The sequence below is a fragment of the Streptococcus suis genome (genome assembly GCF_017601095.1).
GTDB lineage: Bacteria > Bacillota > Bacilli > Lactobacillales > Streptococcaceae > Streptococcus > Streptococcus suis_Z.
The window spans coordinates 154,144-171,804 of sequence record NZ_JAGFUX010000005.1 but is presented as its reverse complement, the minus strand read 5'-3'; the positions used below and the strand labels follow the sequence as shown (position 1 = coordinate 171,804).

The 17,661-nt window shown below is 44.5% G+C and carries 13 protein-coding genes and 1 pseudogene; 2 read left to right on the top strand and 12 right to left on the bottom strand.

What is annotated here, in order from left to right:
• From J5566_RS06135 to J5566_RS06120, 4 genes and pseudogenes are all read right to left on the bottom strand, one after another.
• Positions 1–1,173, bottom strand: a pseudogene (locus tag J5566_RS06135) (hypothetical protein); the annotation flags it as partial.
• Positions 1,174–1,192: 19 nt separating this feature from the next.
• Entirely contained in the window at positions 1,193–1,735 is a 543-nt protein-coding gene (locus J5566_RS06130; protein WP_153048448.1) for a hypothetical protein, read from the bottom strand.
• 82 nt (positions 1,736–1,817) lie between these two features.
• Positions 1,818–5,078, bottom strand: coding sequence for a DEAD/DEAH box helicase family protein (locus tag J5566_RS06125; protein WP_208562538.1), 3,261 nt, complete (start codon positions 5,076–5,078; stop codon positions 1,818–1,820).
• Between the two features lie 65 nt (positions 5,079–5,143).
• The gene (locus tag J5566_RS06120; RefSeq protein WP_208562537.1) at positions 5,144–7,051 is read right to left on the bottom strand and encodes an Eco57I restriction-modification methylase domain-containing protein; all 1,908 of its coding nucleotides are present in this window, start codon (positions 7,049–7,051) and stop codon (positions 5,144–5,146) included.
• A 222-nt stretch (positions 7,052–7,273) separates the two neighbouring features.
• Between J5566_RS06120 and J5566_RS06115 the strand changes: the two genes are divergently transcribed.
• Positions 7,274–7,798, top strand: a complete 525-nt coding sequence (locus J5566_RS06115) for a hypothetical protein (protein ID WP_208562536.1) — start codon at positions 7,274–7,276, stop codon at positions 7,796–7,798.
• A 1-nt stretch (position 7,799) separates the two neighbouring features.
• Positions 7,800–8,015 carry a helix-turn-helix domain-containing protein gene (locus tag J5566_RS06110; RefSeq protein WP_172066947.1) on the top strand — a complete coding sequence of 72 codons (216 nt, stop codon included), beginning with the start codon at positions 7,800–7,802 and terminating at the stop codon, positions 8,013–8,015.
• 31 nt (positions 8,016–8,046) lie between these two features.
• On the opposite strand, the gene J5566_RS06105 is transcribed toward J5566_RS06110, so the two are convergent.
• From J5566_RS06105 to hrcA, 8 genes are all read right to left on the bottom strand, one after another.
• The gene (locus J5566_RS06105; protein WP_208562535.1) at positions 8,047–8,718 is read right to left on the bottom strand and encodes an amino acid ABC transporter permease; all 672 of its coding nucleotides are present in this window, start codon (positions 8,716–8,718) and stop codon (positions 8,047–8,049) included.
• A gap of 58 nt (positions 8,719–8,776) precedes the next feature.
• Positions 8,777–9,658, bottom strand: coding sequence for a transporter substrate-binding domain-containing protein (locus J5566_RS06100; protein ID WP_208562534.1), 882 nt, complete (start codon positions 9,656–9,658; stop codon positions 8,777–8,779).
• A gap of 95 nt (positions 9,659–9,753) precedes the next feature.
• Positions 9,754–11,202, bottom strand: coding sequence for an amidase (locus tag J5566_RS06095; RefSeq protein WP_208562533.1), 1,449 nt, complete (start codon positions 11,200–11,202; stop codon positions 9,754–9,756).
• Between the two features lie 8 nt (positions 11,203–11,210).
• Positions 11,211–12,038: a lipoate--protein ligase family protein gene (locus tag J5566_RS06090; RefSeq protein ID WP_208562532.1), complete on the bottom strand. Its 828-nt coding sequence runs from the start codon at positions 12,036–12,038 to the stop codon at positions 11,211–11,213.
• Positions 12,039–12,154: 116 nt separating this feature from the next.
• Positions 12,155–13,291, bottom strand: coding sequence for a molecular chaperone DnaJ (dnaJ, locus tag J5566_RS06085; RefSeq protein ID WP_208562531.1), 1,137 nt, complete (start codon positions 13,289–13,291; stop codon positions 12,155–12,157).
• 541 nt (positions 13,292–13,832) lie between these two features.
• A complete protein-coding gene (gene dnaK / locus J5566_RS06080; RefSeq protein ID WP_002943084.1) occupies positions 13,833–15,656 on the bottom strand; it encodes a molecular chaperone DnaK in 1,824 nt (607 codons plus the stop codon).
• Between the two features lie 257 nt (positions 15,657–15,913).
• Positions 15,914–16,426, bottom strand: coding sequence for a nucleotide exchange factor GrpE (grpE, locus tag J5566_RS06075; RefSeq protein WP_208562530.1), 513 nt, complete (start codon positions 16,424–16,426; stop codon positions 15,914–15,916).
• Positions 16,427–16,438: 12 nt separating this feature from the next.
• Positions 16,439–17,473 carry a heat-inducible transcriptional repressor HrcA gene (gene hrcA, locus J5566_RS06070; RefSeq protein WP_208562529.1) on the bottom strand — a complete coding sequence of 345 codons (1,035 nt, stop codon included), beginning with the start codon at positions 17,471–17,473 and terminating at the stop codon, positions 16,439–16,441.
• Between the last annotated feature and the right edge of the window lie 188 nt (positions 17,474–17,661).

The window sequence follows — 17,661 nt, the reverse complement described above, 5'->3', positions numbered from 1 at the left end:
TTCCGACCACTCTCTTGATTTTCCTAGTACGGTTTTTATTTTATCCAAAGGATAGGGAGGACGGTCTGCTGGAGCGGTAATGATAGCCACTACTGGAACATCTTTTTTTACAGCTTGCTTGCCAACTAAAACTTCCACCCAGTCTCCCCTTTCTATCGTTTGGTCAGGACAATAGTAGGTATAGGGTTTGCCGTCAACTGAAAATTGTACCTGGCAAAATCGTAGCATTTTATTCGGTTTCCATAAGAGAGCCGGCTCAAGAGGTCGTTTTTCAAAGTAGTGTACCTCATCTCTATCCCACCAGTCCTCCGTCATCCAGCTATTGCAATAAGGACAAAAATGTTCGTCATAATCATCTAAATAACATGGGGCTATACCACAAGATGGACAAGGCTTCCCATCCTCATCGATAAAACCATCTAATTCAACACCATTGATATAGAGACCATAGTCATCCTCCGGTTCATACACATGCGTTTCAACAGAATGCGGTACACAACTCAACCAGTCATCCAAAGGCAAAGAAAGAATACTATAAATCTTGACCTCACTCCATCTCTCCTTGAGAGATTGACCATCATAGATTTTTGCCTCAAAGAGCTCCTGAGCTGTATTAAATCTACCTCCATCTGGTAGATCTGACAAACCTGCCCAGTAGGGAGCTTCATTTCCTGAATATCCAATATATCGAAGAGTATCCTGATTATCTGTCTCAAAACGAAAAGCAGTCTCATCAACATTCATCCCCGCCTCAAATTCTTGCAAGAAATAATCATACTGCAAACGAGTAATGGCTGGATGCCCTACTGTAGTCGGTTTATGGGGAATTCCCAACTTAAAACTTTCTGCCGAGAAGGAAAAATAGCCATTTACAAGCTGAAATTGACAAGTAGTGCCATCATATAAAACTTCATAAATCCACCACCTCGAAAGTCCCTCCATGTCTTGCATTCTAAAATCTGTCACTCCCTGGCATTCCAAATCCCAAACCAAGGCTGGCGCATTAGAAGGACTTTCTGCTAAACAATCCTCCTCAATGGTTAAACGTAGACTAGCTGACTGACTATCATAGGAAAAAGAACCAATCAAATAATCATGAAACTGTCCAACAGATAAGAAATAATCAACCAATTTCCCAGGTTCGGTAATGTACCCTATTCTCTTTGTCCACATGATATTCTCCTCTCACAAATCACTCCTCATAATATCTCGGTAGGTCAAGCAAGGTAGCCCTGTCGAGCCAGTTATTCTTATTCTCCAATAAATAATACCAGACAATATGATCTGAGTCGGCCAGTGCTTCTTCAAACTCATATCTAGCCTCTACCCATCTTCCAAAGTCATCATCATCATCTAGTAAATAAATCTCTTCTTGGACACCATGATTCCAATAAAAGCGAGAAACATAGATACAATTTTCTTCAACCGCATACCACTCCAAGCTATGGTCCAGTTGAATAGCGGCTCTAATCGCAGCGATAGGAACATCACGTTTTGTCGCAAACTTTAGGACCATCAAGCCATCTGACCGTATCTTATGAGTGAAGCCATAACCATAATAGATGTATTCACCGAATTGTTCCCTATATTCACCAATATTTTTCACACAGACAAGTTTATTAAAACTAATATACGGTGGATCAATCCTTTTTTCGTCTATCGGGTAGTAATCTAAAAAGTAGGTTTCAAAAAAATCTTTGGAACAAATGACCTGTTGATAAACATAATTTGCCATAACATATCCACCCTCCATTCCTAGTTTTAGTATAGCACCTTATCTGAAAAAACTTGCCAAAAATGACAAGTTTTCCTTCAATTTACCCAAAAGATTTATCTATCAACTCCTGCATCCTGCCTTCTTTGGCATATGGAACAGTATCCACTTGTAAGAAGTTTTTCCGACTGATGGTGTCAGGTAGGGTGCCAAAGATGAACTCCAAAGCGATCTTATGGATAATAGCCGTTGGCGCAAAGCCATATACTTGCTCTTCCAAGATATGCTTGAGCCGATCATGCCTTTCTGGAAAGGCTGCTTGTAAGCCTTGGCTATTATAGAGGCGTTTGACCAACTCTGTGATATAGAGGCCTGACTTCATATAGAGGTCAATAAAGTTTTTGGATGGGTCGTCGAAGATACCAGGATTTTCCTTTTCCAACTCATCCACCATTTTCTGAACAAGCTTCTTCGGTGTGAAGATTTGGTTGGTCTTTTGAGGTGGAATATAGTCAAAGATGTCTTCTGTCCTATCTTCAAAATAGTTTGCCAGCTCTGCTTTTTTCCGTAAAAATTCTTGGATGGCCTGATCAAAGGTCGGCTGGTCAAAGAGGTGGCCGGCAAATTCAGGTCCACCATCACGCAAATAACGGAACTGGTTAAGGTTGATGCCCGTTACCTCGATAAAGACTTCATCTGGTACGTAGCTATCGAAGTTTGCTAGGGTCAGATGTTCATCGCCATAAGCCATGATGAAGCTTGGAATGGTGCGTGCAAAACCACGTAAGTGACCGCGAATCTCGTCCTCAGCCTGAGCCTTGGTGCGTTCTCGCTGTTTGACTTCCTGTTGTTTGACCAGATCATGCGGCAAATCCTGCACTTTTTCTGCCAGCCGTTGCCGTAACTCTGCTTGATGGGCTTGGTGCGCTTCTATCTTCTTGACTTGATAGGCCTGCTCCAGTTCCTCTTGTTGCTGACTATCCACCGTTTCCTTCAAGGCTTCTTGGTATTCATTTTCGAGATGAGCCTGCTGAATATCAAATTCTTTTTCGCTACGCTGGATGAGGGTCTCAATCTCCGTATGAATCTGTTTCTCAATTTGCTTACTTTCCCGATTGGTCAAGTCATAGCCAGCAGTTAGGTCTGCCACCAAGGTAGAAGATATTTCTTTCTGAACAGTTTTTACAAAAGCCTTGTCAACGGTTTCCACCTGGTCAACCATCTCTTCCACCGTATCCAACAAGTCATAAACTTTTGTCCCAAAAAGGACTTCCTGACGGTTGATGACCAAGTCTTCTGCCACCTGAACCTGTCCTTCTTCATCCACCTCAATATCTGGAAATTCAAGTGTGTCAGGTGCATGACTGATTTTCCCTTGTTGCTCAACAGGCAGTTCATCCAAGATGTCCAAGACCAGCTGACTAGCACGGAAAATACCAGCAATATTGTCAAATAGGAAGTTGGACATAAAGCCACGCTTGATGACTTCTGCTGCACGTATCTGGCTTGGAATGGTCATGACTGCCTGAGCGTCAATTTCCACCATCTTGCCTTCCCTATCTTCTGCGATAACTGGGAAGAAGTTGAGCAGGTTGCGGATATTTTCTTCTCTGGTTTGACTGGTTCCTGCACCGCCAGCAGTCGCTAGACTGAGATTGTTGGCAAAGTCACTAAAGAGTGACAGGGTTCGCTCAGGAGCAAAATCAAAGACATAGGCCCGCTCTTTGCGGTAAACCTTGTCTCCTTCCACCCAACTGTAAGGGTTTTGGGCACGAAAGGCAGCCTGCATATAGAGGGCTGGAGATTGAAGATTGCTCAGCATCAAGACTGCTGTCCACTCTGGAATGGTCACACCAGTCGTCAACTGACCGACAGATAGGGTGATGGTATAGTCATGTTCAGCAATGGCCTTCCTAACCATATCGAGTGATTTGCCATTTGCTTCAGTATCCTCAACTTCTCGTTGACTGGCAGAACCTGCAGCCAGCACAATCTTATACCGGTCAAAGGTTGGATGGTCTTCCAACAAGTCTTTCAAGGCCTTGGCAGAGGCCACTCGGTCTAATAGCCAAAAGCTGTGCTTGATTTCTCGGCGTAGCTCCCTAGTTGAAAATGGGTATTTTTCACTAGAGGTCAAGGTGTTCAGCCATTCTTTGACTTCTCTCTCATGGATAAAGCTACCTGATTCATTGGTCGCAAAAAATTCATTCAAGTCAAAGGCAAAATCAACCGTTTCACTACCAAAATCTGCACCATCTCGAACCCTGTCCGTGATCATCTTGGACATCTGGTAGGTAAACATGTTGAGCTGGGGAAGGTTTTCATAGGGATTTTCTTGCTCGGAGCTTGAGAGCCAATCTTGCTTGGCAGCCTGCTCATCCGCATAAGACCAGTTGTAAATCTGGTTTTCCGCAAACTTGCCCTTGGCTAGAGCCTTAAAGGGAGTCCCAGACAGGTGGAGGGTAAAGTTGCGCTGGATTTGGTGAAAGGCAACATCTGTTTTTTCCGTATCCACTCCTTCATGGGCCTCGTCAATGACCAAGAGATCCCACTGGGTCTTGGCAACCCACTGCAATTTATCATAAGCGCCGCCGAAGTATTTGGACCCTTTCAGATCCTGAAGGCTTAAAAAGGCGATTTCCTTAGCGTCTTCCTCGGTAAAGAGGAGTTTATGGAAGTCCTCTCGTGATAGAGCTGGTCTGCCCTTGAGGGAATCCGACTCCGAAACAAACTTATAGGAGGTCGATCCAGCTATAAACTGATGAAAATCATCAAACCAGGAATTGGCGATGGCTGGGCGGTTAGTCACAATCAAGACTCGGTCACAGTTGAGTCGTTTGACCAAGTCATAGGTGGCCAGGGTCTTGCCAAAGCGTGGCTTGGCATTCCAGAGAAACTCTTTCTTACGCGCGTCCTGATTGGTCTGGATATAGGTCAAGGTTTGCTGGACAGCTTCTTCCTGCTCCTGTCTGAGCTGGTAGTCTACCTGCTCCCCAGGCTGGTAACCTGAAACATCATGACGGACAAACCTGTCAAACAGGAGGTTGGCCTGTTCTGGATGGCCATTGAAATAAAACCACTCGGTCTTGGAACGGCGTTCGATGGCATGGAAGTTCAAAAACTGGTGGAAGTCATGGTCTTTGAAAGGCTTGCCTTTGTCAGGCTCTTCGATGTACCTAGCCTCTTGCTGCCACAAAATAGACGGCTCAATCCCCGCCGTGTGGGTCTGCTCCTTAATCCTCTGCTCCACCTGACGCTCGGTATAACCAATCTTGATCCAGCCGTCATTGGTCGTCACATGGGGTGTGGTATAGGCGTAGATTTTTGGAGAAATCTCTTCTGAAGTTTTAATCAAAACGGACATAGATTACCTACTTCTCTTTTATATATCTTACTCACTTCTCTTCGAAAATTTCAACATTCAAAAACTTAGTCCATTGGTCTGATGTTGGTTTCAAAGAAATCAATAACCTCTTGAGGGAAGTTAAACAAGGCATATAGCTGTGCGTCAATCTCCGCCACCGACTGGGACCAGTCAATGACTGAGCTTGACGCAAAATCAAACAGCGGTACATACTGCCAAGTTGAAGGAGGATTGTGTTGCGTAATCTTTTTAATTCCCAAAAATCCCCTAGCAAACCTTGTTTTTATATACTTCATACATGCTTCAGCCTCTTCTTTGGTTTGAAACTGACCAATAGATACAAACGTTTGGGAATACCCGATTAGGGGTTCCCCGATTAGGGGTTCCCCGATTAGGGGTGTACTTAACACTTCTCCTAAAGCTCCGCTACCATTTGATTCCGGAACAAGTATTTTATAGCATCTTAGATTTGGATGTTCCCTTAAGTAAGTACTTTTTATATATTTTGCTGTACGATTGTTTTTTATTCTACCGTATATTTGACAATATTCTTCATTAGTGTCAGGTTTTTCATCGAAAAATATCTCAGGATATCGATCAAAAATCGTAGAAGACACTGCCTTTCTATGTGATTCATCTGTTCTTGAGAGTAACTCCGGATTCTCTTCGAACATGACATCTGTTAGCTTATGACTATCTGCACCGTACATAATTTGATCCAAGGTTTGATTCAAATAACCAGATTTTTTCACAATTCGATAGGCTAAATCCAAAAGCGGAGATGAAATAAAGGTATCAATCGGTTCAAAAAAGCTGTCATTATCATGGTAAGTAATCACAACACCACCTTTAATATCGGTTCCAGGAAATACATTGCCACTTTTTAACTCATAGTAGCAAATTTTTAAATGCTCATCTTCAAGCATTTTCTTATTCCATTTTTTTGGAGTGGCTCCTGTATTTGCTAAAAAACGTGCCGGTGTGATAAGAACAGCCTTGTCCCCAATTTTATAGGATTCTTCCATGAATAAATTATAAATCGGTCTTGCTTGGGTATTGGCTCCTTCAATTTCCTCCTGATACGGTGGGTTTCCAATGACAACATCAAATTTCATAGGGCTTTCTCCTTGTGATAGACGCTTAAAATCTATCAACTCATTTGTTTTCCAATCTTTGATTTGTGCCTTTTGTGGCTGGCTGGTCTGCTCTGCTATTTCCTCAAAAAGGCTGAGTTGAACAGCTTCCTTTGCTTGCTGGGAGTAGGGGCTGGTATAGGTCAGGCCGTCCATCTGCAGGACATTGTAGGAAATAATCTGGGCAATGGTCTGTTTCTGGCTGGGGCTGGGTTCCTGGGCAAACTTGGCTTGGTAGTAGTCGATGAAGCTGGCTAGGAGGTTTTCACGCGCCAAGAGTAGGGAGTCTCCTTGATACTCATAACCGTAGGCGTTCTGGTAGGCGGTCACCGCCCCTTGGAACCAGACTTCTTCCTCATGGACTTCCTCAGATAGACGGTGGAGCTTGCGGTCCAAAAAACCGACCCGCTCCTCAAGGTCGAGGGCCTGTCCAGTCACCGTATCGTAGCGGGAGACCATGTAAGGGGCTTCCCCGCAGGTGATTTCCAACCATTTGAGGTTGAGGTAGGCCTCTAGGTCTAGATCTTGGAAGTCTTGGTCCACGGCATCAATCTGCTGTCTGACCAACCAAGTTGGGGTAAACACCTCTGCTCGGACCTTGGTGCGGTCTTTTTGCTCGTACTTGGACTTTTCTGAACGTGGCTGGATGAGGTTGGCATAGGGACCCGTCACTCTAGTAGGAGTGATTCGGTCATAAGCACCGAACCCTTTTCCCAGCAACTCATAGGAATGTGTAGCCCAAACAATGGACTTGTTGGTCGTTCGATCTTTCAAGAGGGTCCTAAGAAGACCAGAGGACTCTCTCGCTAATGTTTCTTCGCTAATATCTATGGTCGTCATAAGGCACCTTTTCTCTTTATTTAACTTCTATTATACCATTTCTTTACAAGTAATAAAATCGTTTTCAGGAAATATTGGATATATAAAATTCCTCGATCCAAATGTGTTATTAGTCGTTTTACTTTAATTCTTTTTAAAAAACGCTTGCATTTCAAAAATTATTGTTTTATAATAATCTTGAAGATAATATTATCATAAAACAATAATAATCGGAGGTTTGCTATGAAAACCAATCTACTCAAAACAGCTGGCATTGTGGCTGCTTGTGTTCGCTATTTCTTCTATTTCACCATTGCTCTTTATACCATCTTTACCTTGGCTGGTCTTGGAGGCGACTCCTTTGCGATAGACTCTTGGGAATACACCTTTAACAAACCCATTGACCAGATTGGTATCTGGCTCATCCTTTTAACAAGTGGACTAATCTTAATCGTCTTGGCGGCACTCAGTCACATTGCCCACTTGATTCAAAAGTTATGTAAATTGCTTCTGGAAGAAGATTATTTCGCTTCAGCTAGTCTGGAACTTTATCAGAAACTCTTCATCAGTTTGCTCGTCTTGACTGCTGGGCAATTTTGCCTAACCAGCTTGATTGCCTTGACAAATGCTACTGGTCCAAACAACTTCCTCAATCTTCGCTGGTCAGACTTTATCCTCAATGCCCTCTTCCTCTTCGCAACTTATTTTGTCTGGAGATTGGTTCAAAAAGGGCAACAATTAGCAACTGAGAACAGTGAGTTTATCTGATATGGACATGATTCGCGTAAACCTAGACAAGATTCTCAAGGACCGGCAAATGACCTCCAAGGACTTGGCAGAGCAAGTCGGCATTACAGAGGCCAACCTGTCCATTCTCAAGACAGGCAAGGCCAAAGGCATTCGTTTCAATACCCTGATGAGTATCTGCCGAATCCTAGACTGCCAACCAGGTGATATTTTGGAATATGTCCATAAAGACAACTAAAAAAAGAAAAAGCCTTAGGCTTTTTCTTTTTTTAGTAAGTCGCCAAGCGTTTTTCTAGCTTGAGTTGACTAAATGCATAAAGAGTACAGATGACCCAATAAATAAGGGCAACACAGATATAAACGGTCATGTAGTCAGACTTGGCTCCACCGACTATCTTGGCCTTATTGAAAATCTCTGGCACCGTAATCATAGCTGTCAGAGAGGTACTTTTTACCATATCTAAGAGAACATTACTCAATGGGGGGAGAGCAATTCGAAAGGCTTGGGGAATAATGATTTTTCGGTAAATCACATTGGTTCGCAAGCCCAGGGAACGCGCCGCCTCCCACTGTCCCTTATCAATGGCTGAAAGAGATGCACGAATAATTTCAGAAATATAGGCACTGGACATGGAAGTAAAAGCAATGATGGAAGCCGAAATAGCGTCAAGCTGTAGCCCCATGAAAGGCAAGCCAAAATAGATGAAAAAGAGGAGAACCATGAGAGGAATGCCCCTCATGAGAGAAATGTGAGTCATGGCCAGCCAACGTAATGGACCAATCTTAGACATACGCATCAGAGCTACAAAGAAACCGCAAAAGGTCCCAAGTGCAAACCCAAGTAAAGACAAGGCAAGGGTGTAAGGAAGCCCCTCTAAAATAAGCGGGATTGCTTCTACTGCCATTTCCGAATCAAATATTGCATTCCAATTTATCGTCATCTTTTCTCTTTCTTTTCAATTGAAAGAAAAGACTGCAGTGCAATCTTTTCTTCAGCTATTAATCGATTTCTACAACTGGTAATTTATCTGAACCTTCTGCAGGTGCTGTTAAATCTTGTCCTGCATAGTGTTTTTCAGAGATAGCTTTCAAGCTACCATCTTCTTTCATCTCCTTGATAACCTTATCCAGCTCTTTTTTCAGACTATCATCTTCCTTGCTCATAACAATCACAGATTCATTTGGATTGTATTTTACATCACCCATTTTTACTTTAATATCAGGGAATTTAGCAGTAATCACTTGAACCGCGATAACTTGTGTATAGTAGTCATTTGGAATAAAGTCTGTACGACCTGTTGATACATCACGTAGGTAGACATCATTCGTTACGTTGTCATAGATCACTGGCTCTGCACCTAGCTTTTCTGCAATTTTCATAAAGGTTGTACCAGCACCACCACCTGCTTTTTTACCTTCCCAGTCTGAAAGGTCTGCTGCAGTGATGTTTGAAGAACCATCCGCACGGACAATCATACCACTTACTGAGTACTTGTAGGCTTCTGACAAGTTGTATTTTTCTTTACGATCCGCAGTTGGTTGCAAATTGTTTACAGATACATCTACTTTTCCTGAATCAACAGATGTCAAAGCTTCCGCAACCCCGACTTCTTGAAATTCGATTTCAACACCCAATCGCTTACCGATTTCATTCATCATATCGACTTCATATCCGACCAATTCTTTCTGATCGTTGTAGTATGAAGTTGGAAATAGTGTCCCTGGAGTTGCAACCTTTAATACACCAGCTTCTTTAATCTTTTCCCACTGGGTTTGGGTTGCAGATGAAGACTCAGTCGTAGAACTGGTACTTGTGTTCGAGCACGCAACAAGGGCAACTGAAGACATCAAGAGAGCTGATGCTAGCAACTTTTTCAACATAAAAACAAATCTCCTTTTTTGTTACATTACTAACATTAAAAGGGTAACATATCCATCTCTATTTGGCAAGTATTTTATCTGAAAAATGTATTCCCTTACAAATTGAGTAAACCTGCAGCCTCCAAATGGTCCGCCAACTGCAAGAGAATATCCTCTCTTCCTTTGGCTGCTGTAAATTGAACACCGATCGGCAGGCCTTGTGGAGTCTTATAAGTTGGCAGACTGATAGATGGTTGTCCGGTGATGTTTGCCTGCTGGGTAAAGGGTGTCCAGGCCAGACTATCTGCAAACATCTCCCAAATCAAACGCTGCTGCTCTGCCATTGTCAAATCCTGTGTGTGCAACAAGCGGTACAACATCTCTTGCGAGTGAGTGAACTGGTCTAGCTTGGGAGCCACATCTGCCACTGTCGGTGTCAGAAGGAGATCGTAATGTTGGTGAAAGTCCGCCATGGTGGCACTATAGCGGTCCCAATCCTGTAAAACCTTTGAATAGAGCTTGGCGGGAACCGTTTGTCCACTCTGGTAAATGGCCCAGGTCATAACTTCCATGTCATCAACTGTCATTGGACGACCCATCTTCGCCTCAATCTCATCAAACATCTGAGCTGTTTCAACACTGTTCATCAGGTAATAGGCCTGCATGACTTCGACACCGTCCAAAATAGGACTTGTTAGCTCGGTAATCTGGTGCCCCAGTGCTTCTAAGTGAGGCAGAAGGGACAAGACAGCCTGTTTGGCATGAGCGGAAACCTGACTGCCAATCGGCGATTCCAAACTGTAGGCAATTTTCAAAGATTTATGTCGTGGTGCAAAGAGACTTTGCTCAGATAGGAGAGCCAGAGGAAAGGGAGCTTCCACCTGATAAGTCTGCATATGATAGAGGAGGCGTTTGGTATCGCGAACCGACTTGGTCAAGGCAAAGTTGCTGGAAGCTCCCTGCCAGCCACGATAGGAACTTGGTCCAACAGGGATGCGGCCTCGACTGGGTTTCAACCCAATCAAACCGTTGAAGGAGGCGGGAATACGGATAGAGCCGCCACCATCCGAAGCCGCCGCCAAGGGGATCATGCCAGAAGCCACCGCAGCTGCCGCACCTCCACCGGACCCACCTGCATTGCGGCTCAGATCTAGAGGCAACTTGACCGGACCATGTAGACTGGAGTCTGATATGTTCTTAAACCCAAACTCTGGCGTATTGGTCCGTCCCAAGATGATGAAACCAAGGTCCTTGAAAGCCTGCACCAATTTGTCTGTATGTCCTGCTCGGTAGTTTTGAAACAGCCGAGAACCTGCTGTTGACAAGTGCCCCGCTTCATTTTGCCCCAAGTCTTTCAACAAAAGAGGAACACCACCAAAGGGCTTGTCTTGAAAGTTCCCCATTTCTGCTTCTTGTAGGGCTTGCTCGTATTGCTTGCTGACGACAGCATTGAGTGCCGGATTGAGTTGCTCTATCTTGGCAATCGTTTCCTGTACCAGTTCCTTGGCAGATACTTGTTTTTGGTTGACAGCCTGAGCCATGGCTGTCGCATCTATCCACTCCATACTAACTCCTATATACCATATTTTTCCATAGACTGCTTAATAGTCTTTCCGAGCGCCATAAAATCAGCCATGTTGTCCGATGAGGGATAAAAGGTGGACAGACTAGCCCCGTTTTCAACCAAGACCTGCTCAATCCGTGTTTTCATCTCCTCCACCGTCACATCCTTACCGACCAGGTCTGACAGATTGGCCATCGAAGCTGGATTTACTTGCGGAAATCTGTCCGATACTTCTTGCGGAGCAAAACTTGCTGCATAAAAATTAGCCACCACTTGCCCACGCTTGACTTGATTGCCTGATAGGCTGATATAGGCAGAAATGGCAATGGCTTCTTGGTAAATCCGCTGGGCCAAACCAGCAAACTTCCGCCCCTTGATACTAAGGTCGTAGGTTCCAGGGCAGTAGGAAGTTGCCACCTCACCACTGGCCACCTCAAAGGGAAAATCTGAAAGCGCCTGGGTAATCAGGTCCACCATGACCTGATAAGACTCCCTCAAATCAACCTTGTGACCAGAAGGATTGGGTAAAATAAGAGAGACATTTAATATCCCCTCATCTGCTACAACCGCCAGACCGCCCAAACTCCGAATAATCGAACTGTATCCCGCCTGACCAATACTGGCTAAGCCCTTGTCCAGCTGAGCCACCTGACTGTCCATCATCCCCAGAATCACAGTTTGAGTCATAGGCCAAAAATGTAAGATGCCTGTATCCGACCGGCGATTGATCTCTCGCAAAAACACCTCGGTCCACACCAGTGGTCCTTGTTTCAAACCCGTCAAGCCAGATCGATCCTCATATTTTTTTATGGCTACATTCTCAACCCAAGCTTTCATGCCAACCTCGTCCACTTTTTCTATTTGTTATTGTATCACAATTATTTAATCCTGCAGAAAAACTCATCTACTTTTATGAACGAAAAAAGACTGGAAAAACCAGTCTATTCATGTGCTTACAATTCATCAAAGGCATCTTTTACCTTGTCGAAAAAGCCCTTTTTATGCGGTTTGACATCAATATTTCCTGCTGCCGCAAATTCTTTAAGAGCTGAACGTTGGCGGTCATTTAAACCCGTAGGAGTAACAATATTGACCGTCACATACTGATCACCGATAGCCCCGCCACGAACACTTGGCGCCCCCTTGCCTTTGAGACGGAAGGTCTTACCTGTCTGGGTCCCTTCCGGAATAACCATATCCACATCACCGTGAACAGTTGGTACATGGACTGTATCACCCAAGGCCGCCTGAACAAAGTTGAGGTTTAATTTATAATAAATTGTTGTCCCCTCACGCTCAAACTTATCTGAAGCCTGGACTTGAATGACCACATAGAGATCTCCGTAAGGACCTCCATTAAAGCCTGCTTCCCCCTGACCTGCTAGACGGATTTTTTGACCAGTTTCCACTCCTGCTGGCACTTTAACCGTAACCGTATGGGCTTGTTTTTCATGACCTGTTCCATGACAAGTTGTACATGGGTCTTTGATTTGTTTTCCACGACCATGACAGACATCACAGGTCATCTGACGGCGCATGGTTCCAAGTGGCGTTTGGGTGTCCACATTGATAATACCAGAACCATGACAACGGCCACAAGTTACTGGACTAGTACCAGGCTTGGCACCTGAACCTGTACAGGTTCGGCAGGTCGCTTCACGGTTATAGGACACTTCACGTTCCACACCAAATACTGCCTCTTCAAATTTGAGATTGACACGGTATTGGAGGTCATCCCCTTGACGTGGAGCATTTGGATTGCGGGTCGCACCGCCACCACCAAAGAAGCTTGAGAAGATGTCTTCAAAGCCACCGAAACCAGCTCCATCAAAACCACCAAAGCCACCAGCTCCTCCGCCGAAGCCTCCATTGGCACTCGCAGGACCAAATTGGTCATAGGCAGATCGTTTTTGAGGGTCGCTCAGAGTCTCATAAGCCTCTTGGACCTCCTTGTATTTATCCTCCGCACCCGGATCCTTGTTAATATCTGGATGGTATTTCTTTGAAAGCTTCCGATAAGCCTTCTTAATCTCGTCTGGCGAAGCATTCTTAGAAACCCCCAGACGATCGTAAAATTCAGTATTGTTCATAGTTTATGATACAAAAGGCGTTCAGAAAACCGTATGAAAATAGGAAACTGACGCAGTGTGTAAAACACACTAGGAAGTTTATCTTTTTCACTAGGTTTTTAGCCTGTGTTCGAATAAACGAACTTGTATTCCTTTCTTTGAAATATTGAAAGTAGCCCGTGTTCAGTTACGAACACTTTCCTTTCTGTAAAAGTTAGAAGGCTATTTACCCAAAAACAGAGGCTGGGTTGCAACCTCTGTGATTGGTATTTTTATAGACGAATGATTTCTTTTCTCAGGAAGATGAGAGCTGAGTTCGGGCTAAGAACCTTAGCCGCTCGCTTCTGGTTTTCAATCTCACGGGCTAAAACAGTCTCCCAAACCATTTACGACGTGAGAAAACAAAGTCGATAATACTTTGTTTTCGAGCCAGTAAGACACCTAGGTTAGCCGCAATAGCGGTAACCGTTAACTGATGAGCTACTTTTAGTAGCCATCAGCTTTGGTATCCTCGCTTCCGAATCTCTCGGCTCGGGCTAAAAACGTTCCCCGAACGTTTTTACTACTTCTCAGTAAACTCGCCGTCTACGACATCATCGCCTGCGTTGTTAGCTGTTTGAGCACCTTCTTGGCCTGCGGCTGCTTGTTGTGCTGCTGCAGCTTGTTCGTAGAGTTTCACTGCAAGGGCTTGAGCTTTTTCGTTGAGGTTTTCAAGCTTGGCTTTCATGTCATCCAAGTTGTTAGCTTCTTGAGCTGCTTTCAACTCATCAAGAGCTGCTTGAGCTTGGTCGCGTTCTGCGTCGAAGCCTTTGCCTTCCGTTTCTTTCAACGTTTTCTCAGTCGCAAAGATTGCTTGGTCAACATCGTTACGAAGGTCCACTTCTTCCTTACGTTTCTTGTCTGCTTCAGCGTTTGCTTCTGCATCTTTCATCATGCGGTCGATTTCTTCGTCTGTCAAACCTGAGTTAGACTGGATAACGATGGTTTGCTCTTTTTGCGTACCAAGGTCTTTGGCTTTTACAGAAACGATACCGTTCTTGTCGATGTCGAATGTTACTTCGATTTGTGGAATACCACGAGGTGCTGCAGGGATGTCTGTCAATTGGAAACGACCAAGAGTCTTGTTGTCTGCTGCCATTGGACGCTCACCTTGAAGCACGTGGATATCAACAGCTGGCTGGTTGTCCGCCGCAGTTGAGAAGACTTGTGATTTAGAAGTTGGGATTGTTGTGTTACGGTCGATGAGTTTTGTAAATACACCACCCATTGTTTCGATACCAAGTGACAATGGCGTTACATCAAGAAGAACGACGTCTTTCACATCACCAGTGATCACACCACCTTGGATTGCCGCACCCATAGCAACCACTTCGTCAGGGTTTACAGATTTGTTTGGCTCTTTACCTGTTTCAGCTTTTACAGCTTCTACAACGGCAGGGATACGAGTTGAACCACCGACAAGGATGACTTCGTCAATTTCTGACAAGCTGAGACCTGCATCTGAAAGGGCTTGACGAACAGGAACTTTTGTACGTTCTACAAGATCGTAAGTCAATTCATCAAATTTCGCACGAGTCAATGTCATTTCCAAGTGGAGCGGACCTGCTGCACCTGCAGTGATGAACGGCAAGCTGATTTGAGTTGATGTTACACCAGAAAGGTCTTTCTTCGCTTTTTCAGCCGCATCTTTCAAACGTTGAAGGGCCATCTTGTCAGCTGACAAGTCGATACCGTTTTCTTTCTTGAACTCTGCTACCATGTGGTCGATAATCTTTTGGTCAAAGTCGTCACCGCCGAGCTTGTTATCACCTGCTGTTGCAAGTACATCAAAGACACCGTCACCTAGTTCAAGGATAGATACGTCGAAAGTACCACCACCAAGGTCGAATACCAAGATTTTTTCATCTTTGTCAGTCTTGTCCAAACCGTAAGCAAGGGCTGCTGCAGTTGGTTCGTTGACGATACGTTCTACTTCAAGACCAGCAATTTTACCAGCGTCTTTGGTTGCTTGACGTTGGGCATCATTGAAGTAAGCAGGAACCGTGATAACCGCTTTTGTTACTTTTTCACCAAGGTACTCTTCAGCGTAGCCTTTCAAGTATTGAAGAATCATTGCTGAGATTTCTTGTGGTGTGTATTCTTTGCCGTTTGCTGAAACTTTTTCAGAAGTTCCCATTTTTGATTTGATAGAGATGATGGTATCTGGGTTGGTTACTGCTTGGCGTTTTGCCGCGTCACCAACGATGATTTCACCATTTTTGAAAGATACAACAGACGGAGTTGTGCGGTTTCCTTCTGGGTTTGCGATGATTTTTGATTCAGTTCCTTCAAGAACTGCAACTGCTGAGTTTGTTGTACCTAAGTCAATACCGATAATTTTAGACATATGTGTTACCTCTTTTTTATTTCTTTTAGTGATACTCTCCTTAAGTGGCGACGCCGTCAGAGCCCGCTTTTGCGGTCTCTTTGACTAAAGTTTGAGCCTCTAGTCTCAAACTTTGCGTATTTACCGCCACGGCGGAGAGTATCGAATGAGCTCACGATGTTCGCCAGCCCACAAGCTCAAGGCTTGTCTTTTTTTTACAATTTCATAGTTTTATGACATTTCGGTCAAGTTTTCTTTTTGGGGAAATAGTAGAGCGACTACTCCGACACTACCACCATAGCCGGTCTCAGCAAGCGTTCATGCAACTTGTAACCTTTTTGGAAGACTTGTGCAATGTGTTCTGCTGGGCAGTCGTCTGTGGCTGGAACTGTTTGAATGGCCATGTGAAGATTTGGGTCAAAGACATCGGTTGCGACTTCCTCCACCCCTTCTTCTTTGAGGGCTTGAATCAAGCTTTCCTGTACCATTTCCAAGCCTTTTTTGACATCTTCTGTCAAGCCTTCGACTTGAAGGGCACGCTCCAAGTTATCCAAACTTGGCAAGATTTTCTTGGCCAAGTCTTGTGAACGGTAACGCTGAATGGTTTGGCGTTCCTCGTTGGCACGGCGTTGGATATTTTGCATTTCAGCGTGGGCACGAAGGTACTTGTTTTCAAATTCCTCTGCACGCTCATTTGCCAAATCCAATTCCGATTTTTCAAGGGTTTCCACAACTTCTTCTGTTGCTTCAACCTCTTCTACGATTTCTTCGTTTTTGATTTCTTCTGACAAAGCATTCTCCTTCTAATTTACCTCATAATGATTACTACTTAGATAACGGTAGTAATCGGTTAATTTCATAAATAGGACGCGGCTGATGATATTGATCAAACTCATCTGCCTACGGTAATCCATGTCAACAGGACCAAGCAAACTCATCTGAGCCATGCCCCGATAGGGGATTGGAAAGCGATGATGAATGACTGTCACATCTGCTAGGGCAGGATCCCTGTGTTCTGCCACGGAAATGCTGGTCTGCTGAGCGGGAGCCAAACCCTGCCGCAACTCTGGTGCTAATAGCTGTGCGCTATCCAAGAGTTGGTAGGTAGCTAGATTGCCATAGGTCAGCGAGGCGACCTTTCCACTTATGAAGACCGATTCTTGGAAAAGATTGGAAAAGATGTAATCCATGAGATCCAAGACATTGTCCGTCGTGGTGAAGTAACGTTGCACCACCTGGGGAATCTCCGTCCGCAGCTTGTAATGGATTGCCAAGACCGTCTGTCCAACGAAGCGTTCATCCACCAGGCGTTTGAGGACTTCCAAATCCCTGATCAAAAAATTCTTGGGAATGGCAAACTGGACGGTGACTGGTTTGGACTGGTCCAAAGTCAAGACTGCCAGGGCATCGTGGCTACTGAGCTGCACGATGTCAAAGGAAGTCAGCTGCTGACTGGTAGGCTCCACATCTAAAATGACCGAAGTGTAGCCTGTCAAATTCGCTAGGACCTGACTGGCCCGCTCCAGGATGTCCTCCAGCTTGAAGGCTTCAAAGTCGAAGGCCTTAACCACCTGATAAACATCTTCTTCATTGATATGTTCCAGATTGAGCGAGTGGTTGACAAAGTATTGAAAACCAGCCCGACTAGGCATCCGACCACTTGATGTATGAGCCTTTTCTAGCAAGCCCAACTGCTCTAGCTTGGCCATATCATTACGAATGGTAGCCGAACTAGAAGCAATCATTTCCTGCAAGGCCTTGGAACCAACTGGCTCATGATGGCGCGTAAATAATTCAACAATCAGATTCAAAATATCATTTTGACGTTGGGTAATCATCTTCGCTCCTTTCATGAACACTGTTTTAGTTACGCTCAATGAAAATCGACAGTAGCCTAGGAAGCGAGGCCGAATGTAGAACTGTGGTTCACAAAGGCAAGCTGACAACGGATAGTGTTGATTTTTGAAGAGCGTTAGCACTCTATGATGTCGAGTGCTAACCTATATACTCCCATTATACGCCGAAA